Source organism: Pseudoalteromonas sp. ESRF-bin5, assembly GCF_002632075.1.
Classification (GTDB): Bacteria; Pseudomonadota; Gammaproteobacteria; order Enterobacterales; family Alteromonadaceae; genus Pseudoalteromonas; species Pseudoalteromonas marina.
Map to the genome: position 1 here is coordinate 1 of NZ_NTLW01000158.1, position 17,309 is coordinate 17,309.

14 protein-coding genes are annotated in these 17,309 nt (G+C 40.0%); 7 read left to right on the top strand and 7 right to left on the bottom strand.

Features of this window, described 5'->3' with window-relative positions; genetic code table 11:
- The coding region (locus BCG07_RS08850; RefSeq protein ID WP_286889867.1) for an IS3 family transposase at positions 1-217 on the top strand (217 nt) is incomplete at its 5' end.
- Here the strand turns inward: BCG07_RS08850 and BCG07_RS08855 are convergent.
- The 6 genes from BCG07_RS08855 to BCG07_RS08880 all read right to left on the bottom strand — a co-directional run bounded on the left by BCG07_RS08855 (position 181) and on the right by BCG07_RS08880 (position 3,852).
- Positions 181-450, bottom strand: a complete 270-nt coding sequence (locus tag BCG07_RS08855; RefSeq protein ID WP_286889868.1) for a hypothetical protein — start codon at positions 448-450, stop codon at positions 181-183. The two genes, BCG07_RS08850 and BCG07_RS08855, sit on opposite strands and share 37 nt — an antisense overlap.
- A gap of 22 nt (positions 451-472) precedes the next feature.
- Positions 473-1,063 (bottom strand): DUF2238 domain-containing protein, encoded by a 591-nt coding sequence (locus tag BCG07_RS08860; protein WP_286889870.1) that lies wholly within the window; start codon positions 1,061-1,063, stop codon positions 473-475.
- A gap of 113 nt (positions 1,064-1,176) precedes the next feature.
- Positions 1,177-1,968: an SDR family oxidoreductase gene (locus BCG07_RS08865; protein WP_286889872.1), complete on the bottom strand. Its 792-nt coding sequence runs from the start codon at positions 1,966-1,968 to the stop codon at positions 1,177-1,179.
- Between the two features lie 45 nt (positions 1,969-2,013).
- Positions 2,014-2,517: an Mpo1 family 2-hydroxy fatty acid dioxygenase gene (locus BCG07_RS08870; protein ID WP_286889873.1), complete on the bottom strand. Its 504-nt coding sequence runs from the start codon at positions 2,515-2,517 to the stop codon at positions 2,014-2,016.
- 88 nt (positions 2,518-2,605) lie between these two features.
- Positions 2,606-3,007 carry a hypothetical protein gene (locus BCG07_RS08875; RefSeq protein WP_286889875.1) on the bottom strand — a complete coding sequence of 134 codons (402 nt, stop codon included), beginning with the start codon at positions 3,005-3,007 and terminating at the stop codon, positions 2,606-2,608.
- 176 nt (positions 3,008-3,183) lie between these two features.
- A complete protein-coding gene (locus BCG07_RS08880) occupies positions 3,184-3,852 on the bottom strand; it encodes a Crp/Fnr family transcriptional regulator (RefSeq protein WP_286889876.1) in 669 nt (222 codons plus the stop codon).
- Positions 3,853-4,347: 495 nt separating this feature from the next.
- Here BCG07_RS08880 and BCG07_RS08885 point away from each other — a divergent pair, with 495 nt between their 5' ends.
- The 3 genes from BCG07_RS08885 to BCG07_RS08895 all read left to right on the top strand — a co-directional run bounded on the left by BCG07_RS08885 (position 4,348) and on the right by BCG07_RS08895 (position 10,443).
- Positions 4,348-7,317: a TonB-dependent receptor gene (locus tag BCG07_RS08885; protein WP_286889878.1), complete on the top strand. Its 2,970-nt coding sequence runs from the start codon at positions 4,348-4,350 to the stop codon at positions 7,315-7,317.
- Positions 7,318-7,412: 95 nt separating this feature from the next.
- Positions 7,413-8,963, top strand: a complete 1,551-nt coding sequence (locus BCG07_RS08890) for a tryptophan halogenase family protein (protein ID WP_286889880.1) — start codon at positions 7,413-7,415, stop codon at positions 8,961-8,963.
- Entirely contained in the window at positions 8,956-10,443 is a 1,488-nt protein-coding gene (locus tag BCG07_RS08895) for a tryptophan halogenase family protein (protein ID WP_286889889.1), read from the top strand. Before BCG07_RS08890 ends, BCG07_RS08895 begins: the two co-directional genes overlap by 8 nt.
- 52 nt (positions 10,444-10,495) lie before the next feature.
- Here the strand turns inward: BCG07_RS08895 and BCG07_RS08900 are convergent, their stop codons facing one another.
- Complete coding sequence (locus BCG07_RS08900; protein ID WP_286889882.1) at positions 10,496-13,063, bottom strand: glycoside hydrolase family 3 protein; 2,568 nt, start codon at positions 13,061-13,063, stop codon at positions 10,496-10,498.
- A 224-nt stretch (positions 13,064-13,287) separates the two neighbouring features.
- Here BCG07_RS08900 and BCG07_RS08905 point away from each other — a divergent pair, with 224 nt between their 5' ends.
- The 3 genes from BCG07_RS08905 (at position 13,288) to BCG07_RS08915 (ending at position 17,247) form a co-directional block, all read left to right on the top strand.
- Complete coding sequence (locus BCG07_RS08905) at positions 13,288-14,616, top strand: GH1 family beta-glucosidase (RefSeq protein WP_286889884.1); 1,329 nt, start codon at positions 13,288-13,290, stop codon at positions 14,614-14,616.
- A gap of 32 nt (positions 14,617-14,648) precedes the next feature.
- On the top strand, positions 14,649-16,175 hold the full coding sequence (locus BCG07_RS08910) for an MFS transporter (protein WP_276756353.1): 1,527 nt from the start codon (positions 14,649-14,651) through the stop codon (positions 16,173-16,175).
- Between the two features lie 70 nt (positions 16,176-16,245).
- Positions 16,246-17,247, top strand: a complete 1,002-nt coding sequence (locus BCG07_RS08915) for a LacI family DNA-binding transcriptional regulator (protein ID WP_010557355.1) — start codon at positions 16,246-16,248, stop codon at positions 17,245-17,247.
- The last annotated feature ends 62 nt before the right edge of the window (positions 17,248-17,309 follow it).

Below are 17,309 nucleotides of genomic sequence, written 5' to 3' on the forward strand. Positions count from 1 at the left end.
CAATGCATTGGCTGAAACAATAAATGGATTATTTAAAACAGAGATTATTCGCAGAAATGGCCCGTGGAAGAATGTTGATGCTGTTGAATACGCAACGTTAGAGTGGGTCAATTGGTTTAATAATCAACGCTTATTATCTTCAATTGGGTATATTTCACCAGCTCAATATGAAACAGACTACTATGATAATTTAAACGAGTCAGGTAAAGTGGCCTGACTTAAACAAACTGGTCTCCGATGAACTCGGGGCGATTCAACCCGTGCAAAACCAACTTGCTCGTTATTAGGGCTATACACGCCAAAGCACATTGAGTTATCAATCGCTTTTTGCATCACACTTTTAGGTATGCCTTTTGCCCAGTAACTATTAGCAATAAAATTATAAATAACGTTAAAGTTAAGCTTAGACTTGTCTGTACTAATTGAGTAGTTGTGAGGTTGTTGAGTCATTTTTAACTATCCAGTGTAGTATTTAATAGTTTTTTACATACTTTAACTGTGTATCGTGTAGTTTTGAAAGCAGCAGTAACGAGCAAATTGCACCAAATAACGCTAATGCCATATCTGACTGTGTATCCCACACATACCCTTGCGTCCCTAAAAAAGCCTCAGCGTTTTCACCGGTCAGTACTGCCACCCACCACTCTATTAATTCGTAAAATGCACTAAACGCCAAACTGACAGATATAACAAATAAAGTTAACCAACCTCGGCCATTCACAACCTGCTTTCGTAGCAGTATTTCGCGCGCTAGCAAAGCGGGTACAAATCCCTGAAAAAAGTGCCCTACTTTGTCATAGTTATTGCGTTCGCTGCCAAATAAATTATCAAATAAAGGCACTTCTGCGTAGGTATAATGACCACCTATCATCAGCACAATACAATGCACTAAAATAAAAAAGTACAATAAAGAGGTTAATTTAAAGTATTTGTACGTGCTTGATATAAGTGCTAAACCAATCATTGCGGGAATAACTTCAAGTAACCAAGTGAATTCATCTTTAGGGTTAATGCCAGACCAAATTAATACACCAAAAAAAAGGCTTAGCCATGCAAATTTCACGAGTATCCTTACCTTATTTATTTAATTTTAATTTTAATTTTAATACAGTCTACCTTTTCAATATTAATAAAACCACTGCCTGTTATTTAGCTTAATTAATAGTAAAAGTGCAATTATCTGTAGTTAGTTTTAGCTGTTAATCGATTAAATAAATTAGGAAAAAATCGTTTTATCGTTGGTGCCCAACCACTTAATCCTTGCCCAACAATAACTTCGTCTTTTTTGTTAGCAATCGCTTTAATCATTTTTTCAGCCGCACAGGATACTGCCATGCCGTTTTCAATTGATTCTTCGGGTTTATTTTGTGCGACGCCCTGCTCGTTTAACGAGTTATGTGCAATCGCGGTTTTAATCGAACCTGGGCAAATCGTTAAACAATGAATATTGTGCTCTGCTACTTCTGCTCGTAGGCAATCCATAAAGCCCACTACCGCATATTTTGAGCCTGAATAACCCGTTCTAAACTTTGAGCCAACTTTTCCTGCCACACTGCTAATAGCCACGATTGAACCGTTTTTTCTTGCAACCATTGAAGGTAATATCGCTTTTGTCAGTGCTATTAAACCAAAATAGTTAACCTCCATAAGCTGGCGGTATACGTTAAAGTCGTTTTCTAAAAATAAACTGCGCTGCGACACCCCGCCGTTATTAATTAAAATATCGATAGAAGGTAAAGTGTGCAGTAAATCAGTAACCTGAGTCAAAACAGCCTCAGGCGCTGACAAATCAAGCGGTATAACTAAATGCCCATCACCTTCAAGCGTTGCTTTTACCTCAGTGAGCTTTTCAACATTGCGGGCAGATAAAATGACGCGTGCGCCTAGCTTTGCAAATTGAATCGCAAGCTCCTTGCCAATGCCTGACGATGCGCCTGTAACCCACACTGTTTTATTATTAAAATTCATAGGCACCTCTTTGCTCAATGAAGCTGTTGATTTGAGTAAGTGAATTTACGCCTTAGTTGGCCCTGCAATATTGTTCACTTCTATTTCGAGCTGTTTATAAAAACCCATTAAAAATAGTAATTCTACAGTTACATACAATGGGCCAATAATTAAGCCAATTAAATCATCAACAAACGCGGGCTTTTTGCCTTCATAATAATGTCCAATAAATTGCAACACCCAACCAAACACAAATACCCCCACGCCAATACTTAACCAAGGCCAAAATGTCATAGCTGCTATAGGCTCAGCTGCAAACAGCAATGCAGTAAACAATATAGCCATAATTAAACCCAGCGATAGACTTAACATGACGTAATAAATTACCGAAGCTAAAACAAATATTTGTGCACCATTAATAACAACGCCACCAAGGGGTATTTCAATGCGGGCAAGTAAACATAAAACGGCAAATACAATAAGTGGGATACCAAAAAAATGAGTAAGCACATTGCGCTTAGAGCGGTGATATAAACCATATTTGCCAAGTTGTTGTTGAAGTGTTTGCATTGTGTATTCCTCAATAAATATTTAGCTGAACACTAAACATAACAAATAAACGTGCAACAACAATGTCACCTACCCGACATTTGTAAATTTAGGCTAACGCCGAAATAATACTTCCCTTTTCTCGTTCTGGTTGAGTATCCATTCGCTCACGTCCATTTTGATACTCCTGTTCGAGCATTTTTTGTAGTTCGTCCATTTTTTTGTTAATTGAATCACTGTCAGCGCCTTGCTTTTGTAACTGCTCTGATAACTCTTCTATTAATGCTTTTATCTCTGCTATTTTGTCTTTATCGATACCTAAACGTTGGTAAACCAATGCCTCTTGGGCATTTTGTAAAAAGTTATTAGCAACCTTTGGCTCATTCGACTCTTTCGGTTGTTGGGTGGTTTGTTGGATGGGGACATCTATTGCCGCACTCTTATTTATTAATGCCGCATTAGTGTCACTTACATAGCTACTATATTGATTTATATAAGAAGTTATCATCATTAGTTTAAACCTATTGCTGCAAAGTATTATCTGTAGCAATTTTGGTTCCAAAAAATGGTGAAAATAAACTAAGTTAAAGCTAGGCAACCAAAAATCTGGGTTAAACAGTTTTGGATTTGTTTTTATTTGGCCAAAAATTTAAATTTTAACTGAAGGTTTATTGTGCAGCGCTTGAGTTAACTAGCAAGCGCCTGCAGTTTACTTACATCCAACACTGTAATGCACTGATACCCCAAACTAATGGCATTTTTTTTAACCAGTTTTTGTAGTATTTGATTTATGGTTTGCCGTGTTAAATAGGTCATATCCGCTAATTGTTGCTGAGACAATGCCAATGGCGCTGAAAAATTAGTTTGCTCACTCAGCATTAATAATCTGTTACATACTTTTTGCTCTGCACTGTGCAATGCATGATCTTCCATTGAAGAAAACATAAGCCGTAATTTTTGTGCCAATAATAAACCAAACTCCTGCCAATACTCAGGATGTTTACTTAATAGTTGCTCTAATGAACGTTGTGGTACATAAAATAACTGAGCGTCAGTTTGTGCGTAAACGTCATGGGTTCTTAAGCCTTTATCAAATAACGTTACTTCACCAAACCATAACGACGCATCGATGAAACTCAAAACAGCCTCTTTACCATTACTATTTACGCCACTAATTCGCATAACGCCACTTAAAACAACGTATATTCCATCATGCGCATCGCCACGTAAAAATAGCGCTTGTTGGGCTTTCAAAGTGAGTATTTTACCGTGAGTTAATAAAAACATTTTTAGCTTGGGGCTACGATTTTTAAACCATTGCCCTTGCTCTATTACTGCTTGCTGATGCGCTTTCATGGTACCTCTTTAACAATCGTACTCACTTTTTGGAACCCAACGATATTTGCTAATTTCAAATAATTCATTAAATTTGATTGCTCCGTTTTTAACTGTATTTCAACTTAACATTATTTGTTAATTTACTTGCACAATAACTCGAATTTATGACAATCCACTCAGATATATCAAGGGTCTAATCATTACATGTTGCGAGATTCAATTACTAGCACCACTTTTAAAGCATATTAATTTGGCTTAATTTTAACGCAGTTTAACCAACCCCTTTACTCACAGTATAAATTACATTTTTCAAACAAATATATTTCATTTTATTAAAACATTAGTTGATCCTTCTATGAAATTGGTCTAGCATTTCTGGAAGCGCTTCCACACAGGCGATTTTTAATTATCTTTTCTGGAAGCGCTTCCACACATTTGACAATGTTAACATTTACACAATAACAGCCGCATACAAGCTGTTAATAATAATGATAAAAGTACGAGGGAAACCGAATGGCTAACCATATTGTAAGAAAAACAAAGATAGCAACCAGCCTATCTTTGATTTTAAGCGCATCTGTATCTTTACCGTTGCTTGCACAAGAAGAAGCAAACCAAGACGTTGAAGTAATTCAGGTCACCGGCTTTAAAAGCAGCATTAAAGAATCAACTCGATTAAAACGTGATGCCGCAGGTGTGGTAGACGCCATTTCTGCTGAAGATATTGGTAAATTTCCCGATACCAATTTAGCCGAATCGCTACAGCGTATTACCGGTGTGTCGATTGATCGCTCAAACGGTGAAGGGTCTAAAGTGACTGTTCGTGGTTTTGGCCCCGATTACAATATGGTAACCCTAAATGGTCGCACAATGCCTGCTGCATCTCTTCCTGCAGGTGGCGGCACTCCCAATTCTCGTGCATTTGATTTTGCTAATTTGGCATCTGATAGCGTTAAATCAGTTGAAGTTTATAAAACAGGTAAAGCAAGTATTGCCTCTGGTGGTATTGGTGCAACTATTAACATTAACACTGCCCGCCCACTCGACAACCCTGGATTTATTTCAAGTATTGGTGTTAAAGCACTTCACGATACAACTAATCGCGTAGGCGATGACATTACACCTGAGCTTTCGGGTATTATTAGCTGGACCGACAGCGACGCTAAATTTGGCGCATCGTTAACAGCAAGCATGCAACAGCGCGATAGCTCATCAACAGGTGCATTTGTAAATCAGTGGAATACATCGGCTTTTGACGGCACTATTCCTCAAGCAGCTGACGATATTGTTTTAACTAACGCACCAGAGATTGGCCAGCTTTATTCAATGCCATCAGATTTACGTTATACCATAGCCGACAGAGAGCGTACGCGTACAAATGCGCAATTAACATTTCAGTACAGCCCAATTGATGATTTAACAGCCACACTTGATTACACCTACTCTAAACAAGATTTATTTGAAGCACGCGCTGAGCAGTCTCTTTGGATGGACAATTACAAAAGTGCGCTAACCTTTGATGACAACACCGTTAAAACACCTGTCTATTACCGTGAAGAGCGCCGCGATCTACAAACGCGTGATTTAGGTTTAGCATTTCAAGAGTTAAATCAGGTAAATAAAAACGATTCAATCGGCTTAAATGTAGAGTATTACTTTAACTCTGAGTTGAGCTTTATGTTTGATGCGCACAATTCAAAAGCCACCAGTAAACCTGACGCACCATACGGCAGCTGGGTTAATGCTGGCCTTGGTGCAAATGTTATTAATGCACAAGAAGTAGACTTTAGCCGCGAACTTCCTTCTATGAGTATAGATTTTAACGACTGTCGACGCGCTAACTTAAACTGTAACAATACGCTCGACCCTGCAGATGTAGGTACCTCGATATTAGACTCTAATTTTGCAAGCCAAGAATCTGAAGTGAACGAATTTAGGCTTCATGGTAAATATGAGCTGGAAAACGGTGTAATTGACTTTGGCGTAGAATCTCGCTCTATGGAAAGCCATTCACTTCAGTCACTTACTCGTAACACGATGGGAAATTGGGGAGTTGAAAACCCTGGTGAATTACCTGACGGTTATTTAAATCCTACCAACTTTTTAGCTGAGTTTGACGATTACGATACGTCTGGTTCATTTAATCAAGGCTATACGGGCAGCGCTTCACAAATAGGTTATTGGGCAGGCGAGCAATATGGATTTAACTTCGCAGCCGATGGCGCTTTTGCTACAAACCGCACCATAGATGAAGATATTACTGCGGCCTTTGTTCAGTTCACATATACTGGTTATTTTAATGACATGCCTTACAACATCGTTGTTGGCGCACGTCACGAGTCAACTGATATTACTTCAACTGCTAATATCGACCTGCCAAATGCCATTGCTTGGGAAGGCAACAACGATTTTAACGTACGCTTTGGCTCAGATAAGCAAGATTTCACACTAAAATCTAGTTACGATCATTTTTTACCCAGCCTAGACTTTGACATAGAAGTAATCGAAAACGTAAAAGCGCGCTTTTCTTACAGTACAACAATTGCCCGCCCAACGTATGATAACTTAAGTTCTGCCGCTACTGTCGGTGTACCGGGAGCGCCAACCTTATTGCCTGGTTCGTCACCAGCAACAGCGTCAACAGGTAATCCTGGTTTAGTGCCGCTTGAGTCAGATAACATTGATGTATCGGCAGAATGGTATTTTGCAGAAACAAGTTATGTATCGGTAGGTTACTACACAAAAGATATCGAAAACTTTATTGGTTTAACGCCAATGACACAAAATTACTATGGTTTACGCGATGCAACTGCGGGCCCTCGCGCGCAAGCTGCCATTGCAGAGCTTGAAGCCCGTGGGCTTGCTGTTACAGATTCAAACTTATTCCAAATGGTTGCGGCTACCGAAAATGGGGTAGATTTTGATTCTATGACTTACGAAGAATTTGAAGCGGCGTACGATGTTATTGCTAACAGCGATGACCCACTACTCGATTTTACTGCACAAGTACCAACCAATAATAAAAGCGCCACCATAGATGGTTTTGAAATTGCATTTCAACACTTTTTTGGTGAAAGCGGTTTTGGCGTTCAAGCAAACTACACTACCGTTAATGGTGATATAGACTTTGATGTAAATGCTAGCCCTTCTACAACGCAGTTTGCACTGGTAGGGCTAAGCGATACAGCCAACTTTATTGCCATGTACGAAAACGATGACTTTCAAGCCCGTGTTGCCTATAACTGGCGGGATAAGTTTTTAAATAGTGCTGCGCGTTACGTTAACGAACCTGGTTTTACTGAAGAGTATTATCAAATCGACTTTAACGTTGCGTACAACTACAGCGAACAGCTTTCGTTTTTTGTTGAAGGCATAAATATTACTGAGCAAAACAGCCGCGAACATGGCCGTACATCAGTGCAATTATGGAACTTACAACAACTAGGCGCACGCTACAATATTGGTATGCGTTACAACTTCTAAAGGTAATACCAAGCAAAGCCGTTAGTTATTACTAGCGGCTTTTTTGTATTTAAAACGATATAGTTTACGTGTTATCAAGTTTAGGGTTTTAACTCATGACCAAACCAATAAAAAAAATAGTCATTTTAGGTGGTGGTACAGCCGGCTGGCTAAGTGCGGGTTTATTAGCTGCTGAGCATCCACATTTGAGTGTCACGTTAATTGAGTCAGCAAACGTACCAATAATAGGTGTAGGCGAAGGCACGTGGCCTTCAATGCGTAATACGTTACAGCGTATTGGCATTAAAGAAATTGATTTTATAACACAGTGCGATGCCACCTTTAAGCAAGGTTCTAAATTTATAAATTGGCGCAACCTAAGTAAGGGAGAAAATTACTACCACCCTTTTATGGACCCTCAAGGCTACGAGCAAACCAATTTACACGCAAGTTGGCAACGTATTGCACCTAACCAAAAGTTTGCTGACGTTGTTAATATGCAAAGTTTTGTATGCCAAGCAGCACTTGCACCAAAACAATTACAAACACCCGAATACGCAGCAGTCACCAACTATGGCTATCATTTAGATGCAGGTAAATTTTCCGAGTTTTTAAAAAACCACTGTGTTAAAAACTTAAATGTTACACATATTACTGACGATGTAACCCACGTTATTAACGACGAGCATGGCTATATTGCCTCATTAAAAACAAATAAAAATGGCGATATAACAGGTGATTTATTTTTAGATTGCTCAGGCTCTCGTGCGCGTTTAATTGGTGAGCATTTTAATAGTGAGTTTATAGCGCAAGATCATATTTTATTTAATAACAGCGCTGTTGCAGCGCAAGTACCTAATGCACACATCAATCAGCCAATTGCCTCTGCAACGCTCTCTACTGCGCAAAGTAACGGCTGGATTTGGGATATAGCCCTGCCCACACGCCGTGGCACAGGTTATGTATTTAGTAGTAAATACCAAAGCGATGAAAGCGCAACTGATACTTTAAAAAGCTACATAGCTAAAAGTACTAGCGAGCAACAAGCTGAGCAGCTTAACTACCGTGTATTAAAATTCAGCCCAGGGTACAGACAAAAGTTTTGGATTAAAAACTGTGTTGCCGTGGGTATGTCGGCTGGATTTTTAGAGCCACTTGAAGCCTCTGCACTTGCCATGGTTGAACTTTCAATTAGTATGCTGAGCGAGCAACTACCACAAAACCGCACGCATATGAGCCAACTTGCAAATCGCTTTAACGACCGTTTTAGCACGCGCTGGCAACGTGTTGTCGAATTTTTAAAACTCCATTATGTTTTAAGCGAACGCGACGATACCCCCTACTGGCAAAATATTCGTGATTTAACAACTGCACCAGAGCGCCTACAAAATTTACTTAAACTGTGGCAATTTCAGCCCCCTAGCCGCTTTGACTTTATTGAAAACGAAGAAGTATTTTCATCAAGTAGTTACCAGTATGTTTTATACGGCATGGGCTTTAATACACAAACACCTCGAGCACAAAATGCGTTTACCAGCGCTCAAGCTGGCGATTATTTTTATCAACAAAACCGTGAAAAAATAGCGCAATACTTAAAAGGCTTACCGAGTAACCGCGCGCTTTTAAATGATCTTTTATCTAATAATAGGCAGCCACATGATGACTAAAACAAATGCTGTTAAAAATGTAGTAATAGCGGGAGGCGGCACTGCAGGCTGGATGGCTGCGGCTGCACTTGCAAAATTAATTGGCAAAAATATACATGTTACCCTTGTTGAATCTGACGATATTGGCACTGTAGGCGTTGGCGAGGCAACAATTCCGCCTATTCGTACGTTTCATAAATTGCTAGGTATAAACGAGCAAGCTTTTATGAAAGCCACTCAAGCAAGCTTTAAATTAGGTATTAGCTTTGAAAACTGGGGCGATGAAAACACGCGTTATATTCACTCATTTGGCGCAACGGGCAAAGAATGTTGGGCGGGTGAGTTTCATCACTTTTGGCTACAAGGCAAAACTTTAGGAATACACAACCCATTTGGCGATTACTGTTACGAGCTGCAAGCGGCTAAAGCCGGTAAATTTGCGTTTAACCAACAAAATCCTATTAACTACGCCTACCATATGGATGCTACCCGCTATGCGCTGTTTTTACGTGAATTTTCAGAGCCATTAGGTGTAAAGCGTGTTGAAGGTAAAATACAAAAAGTAGTAAAAAATGCTAAAACAGGCCACATAGAATCATTACTTTTAAATAGTGGCGAGCAAATAAACGGCGACTTTTTTATAGATTGTACCGGCTTTAGAGGCTTATTAATAGAGCAAGCACTGCATACGGGCTACGAAGATTGGTCGCACTTATTACCATGCAATAGCGCCATTGCAGTACAAACAAAATCAACAAGAGATACCGTATTGCCACTTACCCGCTCTATTGCCCATAAAAGCGGTTGGCAATGGCGTATACCGCTGCAAAGTCGTGTAGGCAATGGGTTAGTGTATTGCAGCCAATATATGGATGACGAACAAGCTAAAGCGTTATTGCTAAATAACATTGAAGGTGAAACGCTTACTGAACCCCGTGTTATTAAATTTAAAACTGGGCGTCGCTTAAAAGGCTGGAACAAAAACTGCCTTGCGCTTGGTCTTGCAAGCGGTTTTGTTGAACCACTTGAGTCCACCAGCATTCATTTAATTATGTCGGGTATTATTCGTTTTATGCGTTTATTTCCGTTTAATGGCATAACCAATCACGCCATTGATGAATACAACAAACAACTTAAAAGCGAAATTGAAAATATTCGCGACTTTATTGTGCTGCACTACAAAGTAACTAATCGCGATGACAGCGAATTTTGGCAACACTGTAGCGCCATGGAAGTGCCAAAAACACTTCAGCATAAAATTGATTTGTTTAAACAAACTGGCCGTGTATTTTTAGACGATGGTGATATTTTTAGAGTCGATTCGTGGGTGCAAGTTATGCTTGGACAAGGTATTGTGCCCGAACAACACCACTTAATAGCCAGCATGATGAGCGACGAAGAACTCACCCGTTTTTTACACGGTATTAAGCAACAAATCGAACAGCGCGTAAGCCAATTACCACCCCACCATGAGTTTTTAAAACACTATTGCCCTGCATGAAAAAAGCCCTTAAAAAAGGGCTTTGGGTACACACAACAATTTTTACGCTTTATTATTCACACTTAATCTTGGCACTTTTAGCGTTTTGTGGTTCAAAGCCAATATCTGCAACTGAAACGCTAAGCTCTCCTGCCGTTTTAATAATAAATGGGCTGGTTACTCTGGCAAAATCAACGCCCTTTTTAGCAAAACAGGTTAAATCTACACTCATTGTTTGCCATGTATTTAAGGCTGAATTTTTAAGCTCATTGGTAATATTAAGCTCGCCACCACAGCCTTGCTCGCATTTCATACCTAGTTGCACTTGCTCTGTTGGCATTGTATTTATTTTATAGCTAAAACTAAGCGCTGACTTGCCCTCAATATAAGCTACTTTGTCTTCAGTAAAGTTACTGTTAATTTCGATATAGCTTGTGCTAGAGCCTGTAAAATTAAACGCCATCGCATCTTCTTGAATGGCCTTATCTTCAGTACGATAAGTAATGCCGCCAAGCTTTACACTGTTGCTGGCCACTTGATGCTGCTGGTTATTAGAGTTTAAAAACAAACGCCACGGCGTTTTAAAGCTGCCATTAAATATAGACAGCGGCGCAAGCTTGCTTACATCAACACCTGAGTCTTCATTTAGATTATTGCCAAGCGTACTTTCATCTTTGTACGTTAAACCAAAGCCATAGGGTAATAATGGTGAGTAATCAGCATCGCCCTTATTTACAGCCGTTTGCAGTGGCGATTTAGGCCACGAGAACGATAACTTACCTTTAAAGTCATGTTGTGCTTTCCCTTGTTTATCGCTTAGTAATACATCAGCAATACCTTGGCCTTCAGTGCCAGGAAGCCATGCAGCTACAAACGCATCAGATGCATTTAGCTCGCTATTAACCCACATGGGTCTGCCCGATATAAACACAGATACAACCGGTATATTTTGCTGTTTTAACGCTTTTAAAATTTTAAGTGAGCGTTTATTACCTCGCTCAAATTCAAGGTTATCTTTATCGCCATGCCCTTCTGCGTATGGCTCTTCGCCAAATACAACAATGGCTACATCGGGTTTAGTATCAAACATGCCATTTGGGCTTAAAATAGCGTTACCGCCTGCTGTATCTATTTGCGCTTTTAATCCGGCATATATAGAGGTGGCTCCAGGGAAATCTGCATTTTTATTGTTGGTGCCTTGCCACGTAATGCTCCAACCCCCCGATTGTTTACCAATATTATTGGCCGCATCGCCTGCTATAAGTATATTGCTTGATGGGTTAATCGGTAATAAATGGTCGTTGTTTTTAAGCAATACTAACGACTCTTGTACCGCTTGGCGGGCAATATCGCGATGTGCTGGCGCACCTATTAGCTCTAATTTACCTGAATATTTTCGATTTGCGGGGCTTGGTTTATCAAATAAACCCGCACGTAATTTAACGCGTAAAATACGCGCAACGGCATCATCTATTCTAGCCATAGGAATAGTACCTGCTTTTACTTGCGCTATTGTATTGTTATAAAGTGGTTTCCAAGCACTTGTAGGCACCATAAAAATATCAAGCCCCGCATTGACTGCTTGTGGGCAGCTTTCGTTAGTACAGCCGGCAACTTGCCCGTGGCCGTTCCAATCTCCTACAACAAAGCCATCAAAACCCATTTTGGTTTTGAGTACATCGGTAAGTAAGTATTTATTGCCATGATTTTTTTTGCCATGCCAGCTATTAAACGACGCCATAACAGACTGACTACCTGCCGTTAAGCCACCTATATAACCTTGCGCATGTATATTGTATAAATCTTTTTCGGTATCAATATTATTACCTTGATCGTCGCCATCCACTGTACCGCCATCACCTAAAAAGTGCTTAACAGTGCTAATTACGCGTTTATCACTTAAAAAGTCGCCATCGGCTCTACCTTGTAAGCCATTTACAATAGCGGCTGAATACTCGCGAACAATTGCAGGGTCCTCTGAATAGCCTTCGTAGGTTCTGCCCCAGCGATCATCGCGCACTACAGCTACGGTAGGTGCAAATACCCAATCAATTCCTGTAGCCATTACTTCTACCGCTGTTGCCGCTGCAATTTGCTCTATAAGCGCAGGGTTATTAGCAGCACCCAAACCAATATTATGTGGAAATAACGTCGCACCAATGACGTTATTATGTCCATGTACGGCATCAGTGCCCCACATGGTAGGGATTTTACTGCCATCAAGCGTATCATCAACCGATGCTTGATACATACTCTCTGCAAGCCCTATCCAGTCAGCAGGAGTAGCATGCTTATTAGCATCAGGAAAAGAGCCTCCACCATTTAAATAAGATCCAAACCCATATTTGCGCATATCTTCAACGGTTATATCGCGAATTTCTGGTTGGATCATTTGCGCTACTTTTTGCTCAAGCGTCATCGACTTTAAATAACCGGCAATTTTATTTTCGATCTCGGTGCTTTTTTGTACTTTGTTTTTAAGAGTTGGCCAAAGTGTTAGATCGCCCTGCTCATGCTCCGAGGCGTTAGTATGATTGTTACTAACTTGCGTTTGCTGTTTATTACAGGCTGTTAAAACGCATATTCCTCCCACTAAAAGGGAAAGAATTTTTAATGCTTTTGTGTTTAAGCTTTTTTTCATTGTTATGGCCCTGTGTTGTCTGGGTGTGTTTTTATAATGTAATTTGCTTATTTAAATATAACTATTGACCTGTTAAACAATAGCCACTAACCTAAATATGGAAGCGCTTCCTGAAAGTTATTAAATACTATACCCGGCGATTAATCAAATTAATTATGGAAGCGCTTCCAACTTTAACTTTATAAAAGCAAATTTACTAAAAATAAAGCAGGGGTTTTCGCTTAATGAAACAATTATCTTTACCTAGTGGCTCACCACTTTTAGCCAAACACTTTACTTACGGTGTGGCCACAGCGTCTTTTCAAATTGAGGGTGGCGCAGCAGATCGTCTCCCCTGCATTTGGGATACCTTTTGTAGTAAAGAAGGTAAAATTGCTGATAATTCAAATGGCGATGTAGCCTGCGAGCACTACACCCGTTGGCAAGACGATATAGACTTAATTGAGTCGCTAGGTGTAGACGCCTACAGGCTTTCTATTTCTTGGCCCCGTGTAATGACCAAAGCAGGTCATTTAAACCCTAAAGGCGTTAAGTTTTACACCGATATTTTAGATGAACTAAAACGTCGTAATATCAAAGCTTTTGTTACTTTGTACCACTGGGATTTACCACAACATATTGAAGACGAAGGCGGTTGGCTTAACCGAAACACGGCTTACGAATTTGCACATTACGCAGACTTAATTACCCAAGCCTTTGGTGAGCGAGTACATTCTTATGCAACACTAAACGAGCCATTTTGTAGCTCTTATTTAGGTTACGAAATTGGCGTACATGCACCCGGTATTGTAGGTCGAGAACACGGGCGAAAAGCTGCCCATCATTTACTACTTGGCCACGGATTAGCGATGCAAGTGCTTGCTAAAAATAGCCCTAATTCACTCAACGGTATTGTGCTTAACTTTACGCCTTGCTACTCAGTTAGCCAATGCGAAGAAGATTTAAACGCCACTGCATTTGCTGATGACTACATAAATCAATGGTATATGCAGCCAGTAATGCAAGGTCAATACCCTGATATTATTAACCAATTACCTAAAGCCCAGCGCCCTGATATTTTACCAGGCGATATGGAAATTATTGCACAGCCACTTGATTATTTAGGTGTGAATTTTTATACCCGTATGCATTATCAAGCAAGCGAAACAGACTTTTATCATGAGCTGCCACACAAAGCCCCAATGACCGATATTGGCTGGGAAATTTACCCTAAAGCGCTTACAGAGTTACTTGTATCGTTAAACGAAAAATACACCCTACCACCTATTTATATTACCGAAAATGGCGCAGCCATGGCTGATGAATTTAAAGACGGTGAAGTGAAAGACAACGATCGTATTGAATATTACCAAGAGCATTTAAATGCCCTACATAATGCAACAGCACAAGGTGTTAAGGTAGATGGGTACTTTGCGTGGAGCCTGATGGATAATTTTGAATGGGCAGAAGGATATTTAAAACGCTTTGGTATAGTACACGTAGACTACAACACACAAAAACGAACTGTTAAAGCCAGTGGTAAAGCGTACACTAAACTCATAACAAGCCGATAAATTATCGGCTTATAACAATAAGAACACACACTGTGAACAAACTCCCTTTATACGAAAAAGTCGGTTATGCCATGGGTGACGCGGGTGCTAATTTAGTATGGCGTGGCGCATTGGCCTATTTAGCGGTATTTTATACCGACACCTTTGGCATATCGGCTGCAGCGGCCGCCATGCTGTTTTTAGTGGTTAGGTTATCTGATGGTGTAACCGATATAATTATGGGCATGATTGCCGATAGAACGCAGTCGCGCTTTGGAAAATTTAGGCCGTGGATTCTCTACTCCGCGCCCTTTTTAGGTTTGTTTATGGTGCTGTGCTTTACCACACCTAACTTTAACGAAACCAATAAACTTATTTATGCCTACGTTACTTATATTGGTTTAACACTTGCTTATACAGTCAGTAACGTACCCTACTCTGCACTTATGGGCGTAATGACCCCCGATGACACCGAGCGCACAAAGCTATCAGGATTCAGATTTGCAGGCGCGTTTACCGGCGGGTTATTAGTGATGGGTTTTTTACCCGATTTAGTCGCTTACTTTGGAGGCGGTGATAACGCCAAGGGCTATCAGCTCACTATGTATTTGTTCGCAAGTTTACTTATTGCGCTTATGGTTATTACCTTTGTAAGCACTAAAGAGCGTGTAATAGCCCCAGCTTCAGAGCAAGGGTGTTTAAAATCAGAACTGTTTGATTTAACTAAAAACCTACCATTTATAATATTACCTTTGTTATCAACAACGCTGTTTTTTTACTATCGCGATTTATACAGCGGATTATTTTTTGCTTTAGTTATGGCGGCAATGACTGTTGTTATAAAAAAACTACTTAATAAAAACAAACAAAACCTAACCGGTTCGCAGCGCGATATGGTCGATTTACTAACAAATAAACCGTGGCTCGTTTTATTGGGTATTGGCTTTTTAACCATGATGTTTAACGGCATAAAATATGGTGTTATTGCCTATTACTTTAAGTACCACGTTGCTGATGAACTCATGGCAGGGCAATATTTTATTGCCTTATTAATAGTATCTATATTTGGTGCACTTGCTACAGGCAAGCTGGCTGAAATTATGGGCAAACGCAATTTATTTATTGCATCGTTGTTGCTAAGCGGCTTATTAACCACTGCATTTTATTGGGTGCCTAGCAATAATATTGTCGCTGTATTTACGTTTGGCTGCGCGGCTGAGTTTTTTGCCGCTATGATGCCTACTTTGTTTTTTAGCATGCTGGGAGATTCTGCCGACTACTCCGAGTGGAAAAATAAACGCCGCGCAACCGGGCTTATTTATTCTGCAGGCACCTTTGTACAAAAAACGGGAGGTGGTTTTGCTGGGGCACTTGTATTAGTGGTACTTGCAAGCTATGGGTATAACGGTATGGATGAGCTTACAATTAACCAAACCCTTCCCGCTATGCAGTTGTTAATGAGCTGGATCCCTGCTGCTTTTGCATTTTTAGGCGCCGCGTTGATGCTTATTTATCCGCTTACACCTGCAATAACCCAAAAAATAACAGAAGATTTAGCAATTAGGCGCAGTAATGTGTAAATTAACATTTAATCACAATTTATGTTTTATAAATTTTATTTAAAACAAATGCGTACAAGCTAGGATATAAATGGCGACTATTTATCAAGTATCAGAAATGGCAGGAGTGTCTTTATCAACTGTTTCTAGGGTGCTTAACGACAACGACTACGTAAGTAAAAAAACTAAAAAAAAGGTATTAGAGGCGATGAAAGAGCTCGGCTATCAGCCAAGCTCTATTGCACGCTCTTTAGCATCAAGCCGCACTAACAGTGTAGGCATTTTAGTGTCTGAGTTAGATGGCCCGTTTTTTGGACAAATGATGTCGGCCATTGAAGAGCAATTACGTATAGCTGGTAAACACGTAATTATTACGCCCGGCCACAGTGATGAAAAAAAAGAAAAAAACGGTTTTGAATTTTTAATTAGCCGTAATTGCGACGCCATTATTGCTCACGTAGAAGCGGTATCTAACGAGTATTTAATTGAGCTCAGTAAAGGTAAAACCCCTATTTATTTAATGAGTCGCTACGTTAAAGAAATAGAGCAAAACTGCATTAGTCTCGATAATGTTATGGGTGGCTACCTTGCAACAAAAGCTATGATCAATAAAGGGCATAAACGTATTGCTTATATTGCCGGTCCACAATTTAAAGAAGATGCCTCAGATCGTTTAAAAGGCCACAAAAAGGCGCTTGCAGAATATAACCTCACCTTTGACGAAAGCTTGTATTATGTGGGCGACTTTAAAGAAACCGGTGGCAGCGATGGCCTGCGTCATTTTATTCAAAATAAAGCGCAAATTACGGCTCTTGTGTGCGCCAATGACGAAATGGCATCAGGTGCAATGAAATACGCTCGCGAGCATGGCTTTAATATACCTAAAGATTTAGCAATAATTGGGTTTGATAACGTTATTTTTACCAATTACCTTTACCCTACGCTTACCACAATAGATAACCCAGTACCCGAAATGGGCCGTGCAGCAGCAAATTTAGTGCTTAAAGATATTTATAAAAAAAGCGGCATAACGGTTACTCAGGTGTTTGAGCCTAAGCTAATTTTAAGAGACTCAACCCCGGATATAAATTAATTTAGCTGCAAATTATCTAACTCGTTTCGTACCCACTGCGAATCGAGGTATTGCTCTAAATG

What these genes read in the sequence shown, in the direction of transcription:
- BCG07_RS08855 (WP_286889868.1), bottom strand. Translation starts at nt 450, where the DNA reads ATGACTCAACAACCTCACAACTACTCAATTAGTACAGACAAGTCTAAG.
- BCG07_RS08865 (WP_286889872.1), bottom strand. Translation starts at nt 1,968, where the DNA reads ATGAATTTTAATAATAAAACAGTGTGGGTTACAGGCGCATCGTCAGGC.
- BCG07_RS08870 (WP_286889873.1), bottom strand. Translation starts at nt 2,517, where the DNA reads ATGCAAACACTTCAACAACAACTTGGCAAATATGGTTTATATCACCGC.
- BCG07_RS08875 (WP_286889875.1), bottom strand. Translation starts at nt 3,007, where the DNA reads ATGATGATAACTTCTTATATAAATCAATATAGTAGCTATGTAAGTGAC.
- BCG07_RS08880 (WP_286889876.1), bottom strand. Translation starts at nt 3,852, where the DNA reads ATGAAAGCGCATCAGCAAGCAGTAATAGAGCAAGGGCAATGGTTTAAA.
- BCG07_RS08885 (WP_286889878.1), top strand. Translation starts at nt 4,348, where the DNA reads ATGGCTAACCATATTGTAAGAAAAACAAAGATAGCAACCAGCCTATCT.
- BCG07_RS08890 (WP_286889880.1), top strand. Translation starts at nt 7,413, where the DNA reads ATGACCAAACCAATAAAAAAAATAGTCATTTTAGGTGGTGGTACAGCC.
- BCG07_RS08895 (WP_286889889.1), top strand. Translation starts at nt 8,956, where the DNA reads ATGACTAAAACAAATGCTGTTAAAAATGTAGTAATAGCGGGAGGCGGC.
- BCG07_RS08900 (WP_286889882.1), bottom strand. Translation starts at nt 13,063, where the DNA reads ATGAAAAAAAGCTTAAACACAAAAGCATTAAAAATTCTTTCCCTTTTA.
- BCG07_RS08905 (WP_286889884.1), top strand. Translation starts at nt 13,288, where the DNA reads ATGAAACAATTATCTTTACCTAGTGGCTCACCACTTTTAGCCAAACAC.
- BCG07_RS08915 (WP_010557355.1), top strand. Translation starts at nt 16,246, where the DNA reads ATGGCGACTATTTATCAAGTATCAGAAATGGCAGGAGTGTCTTTATCA.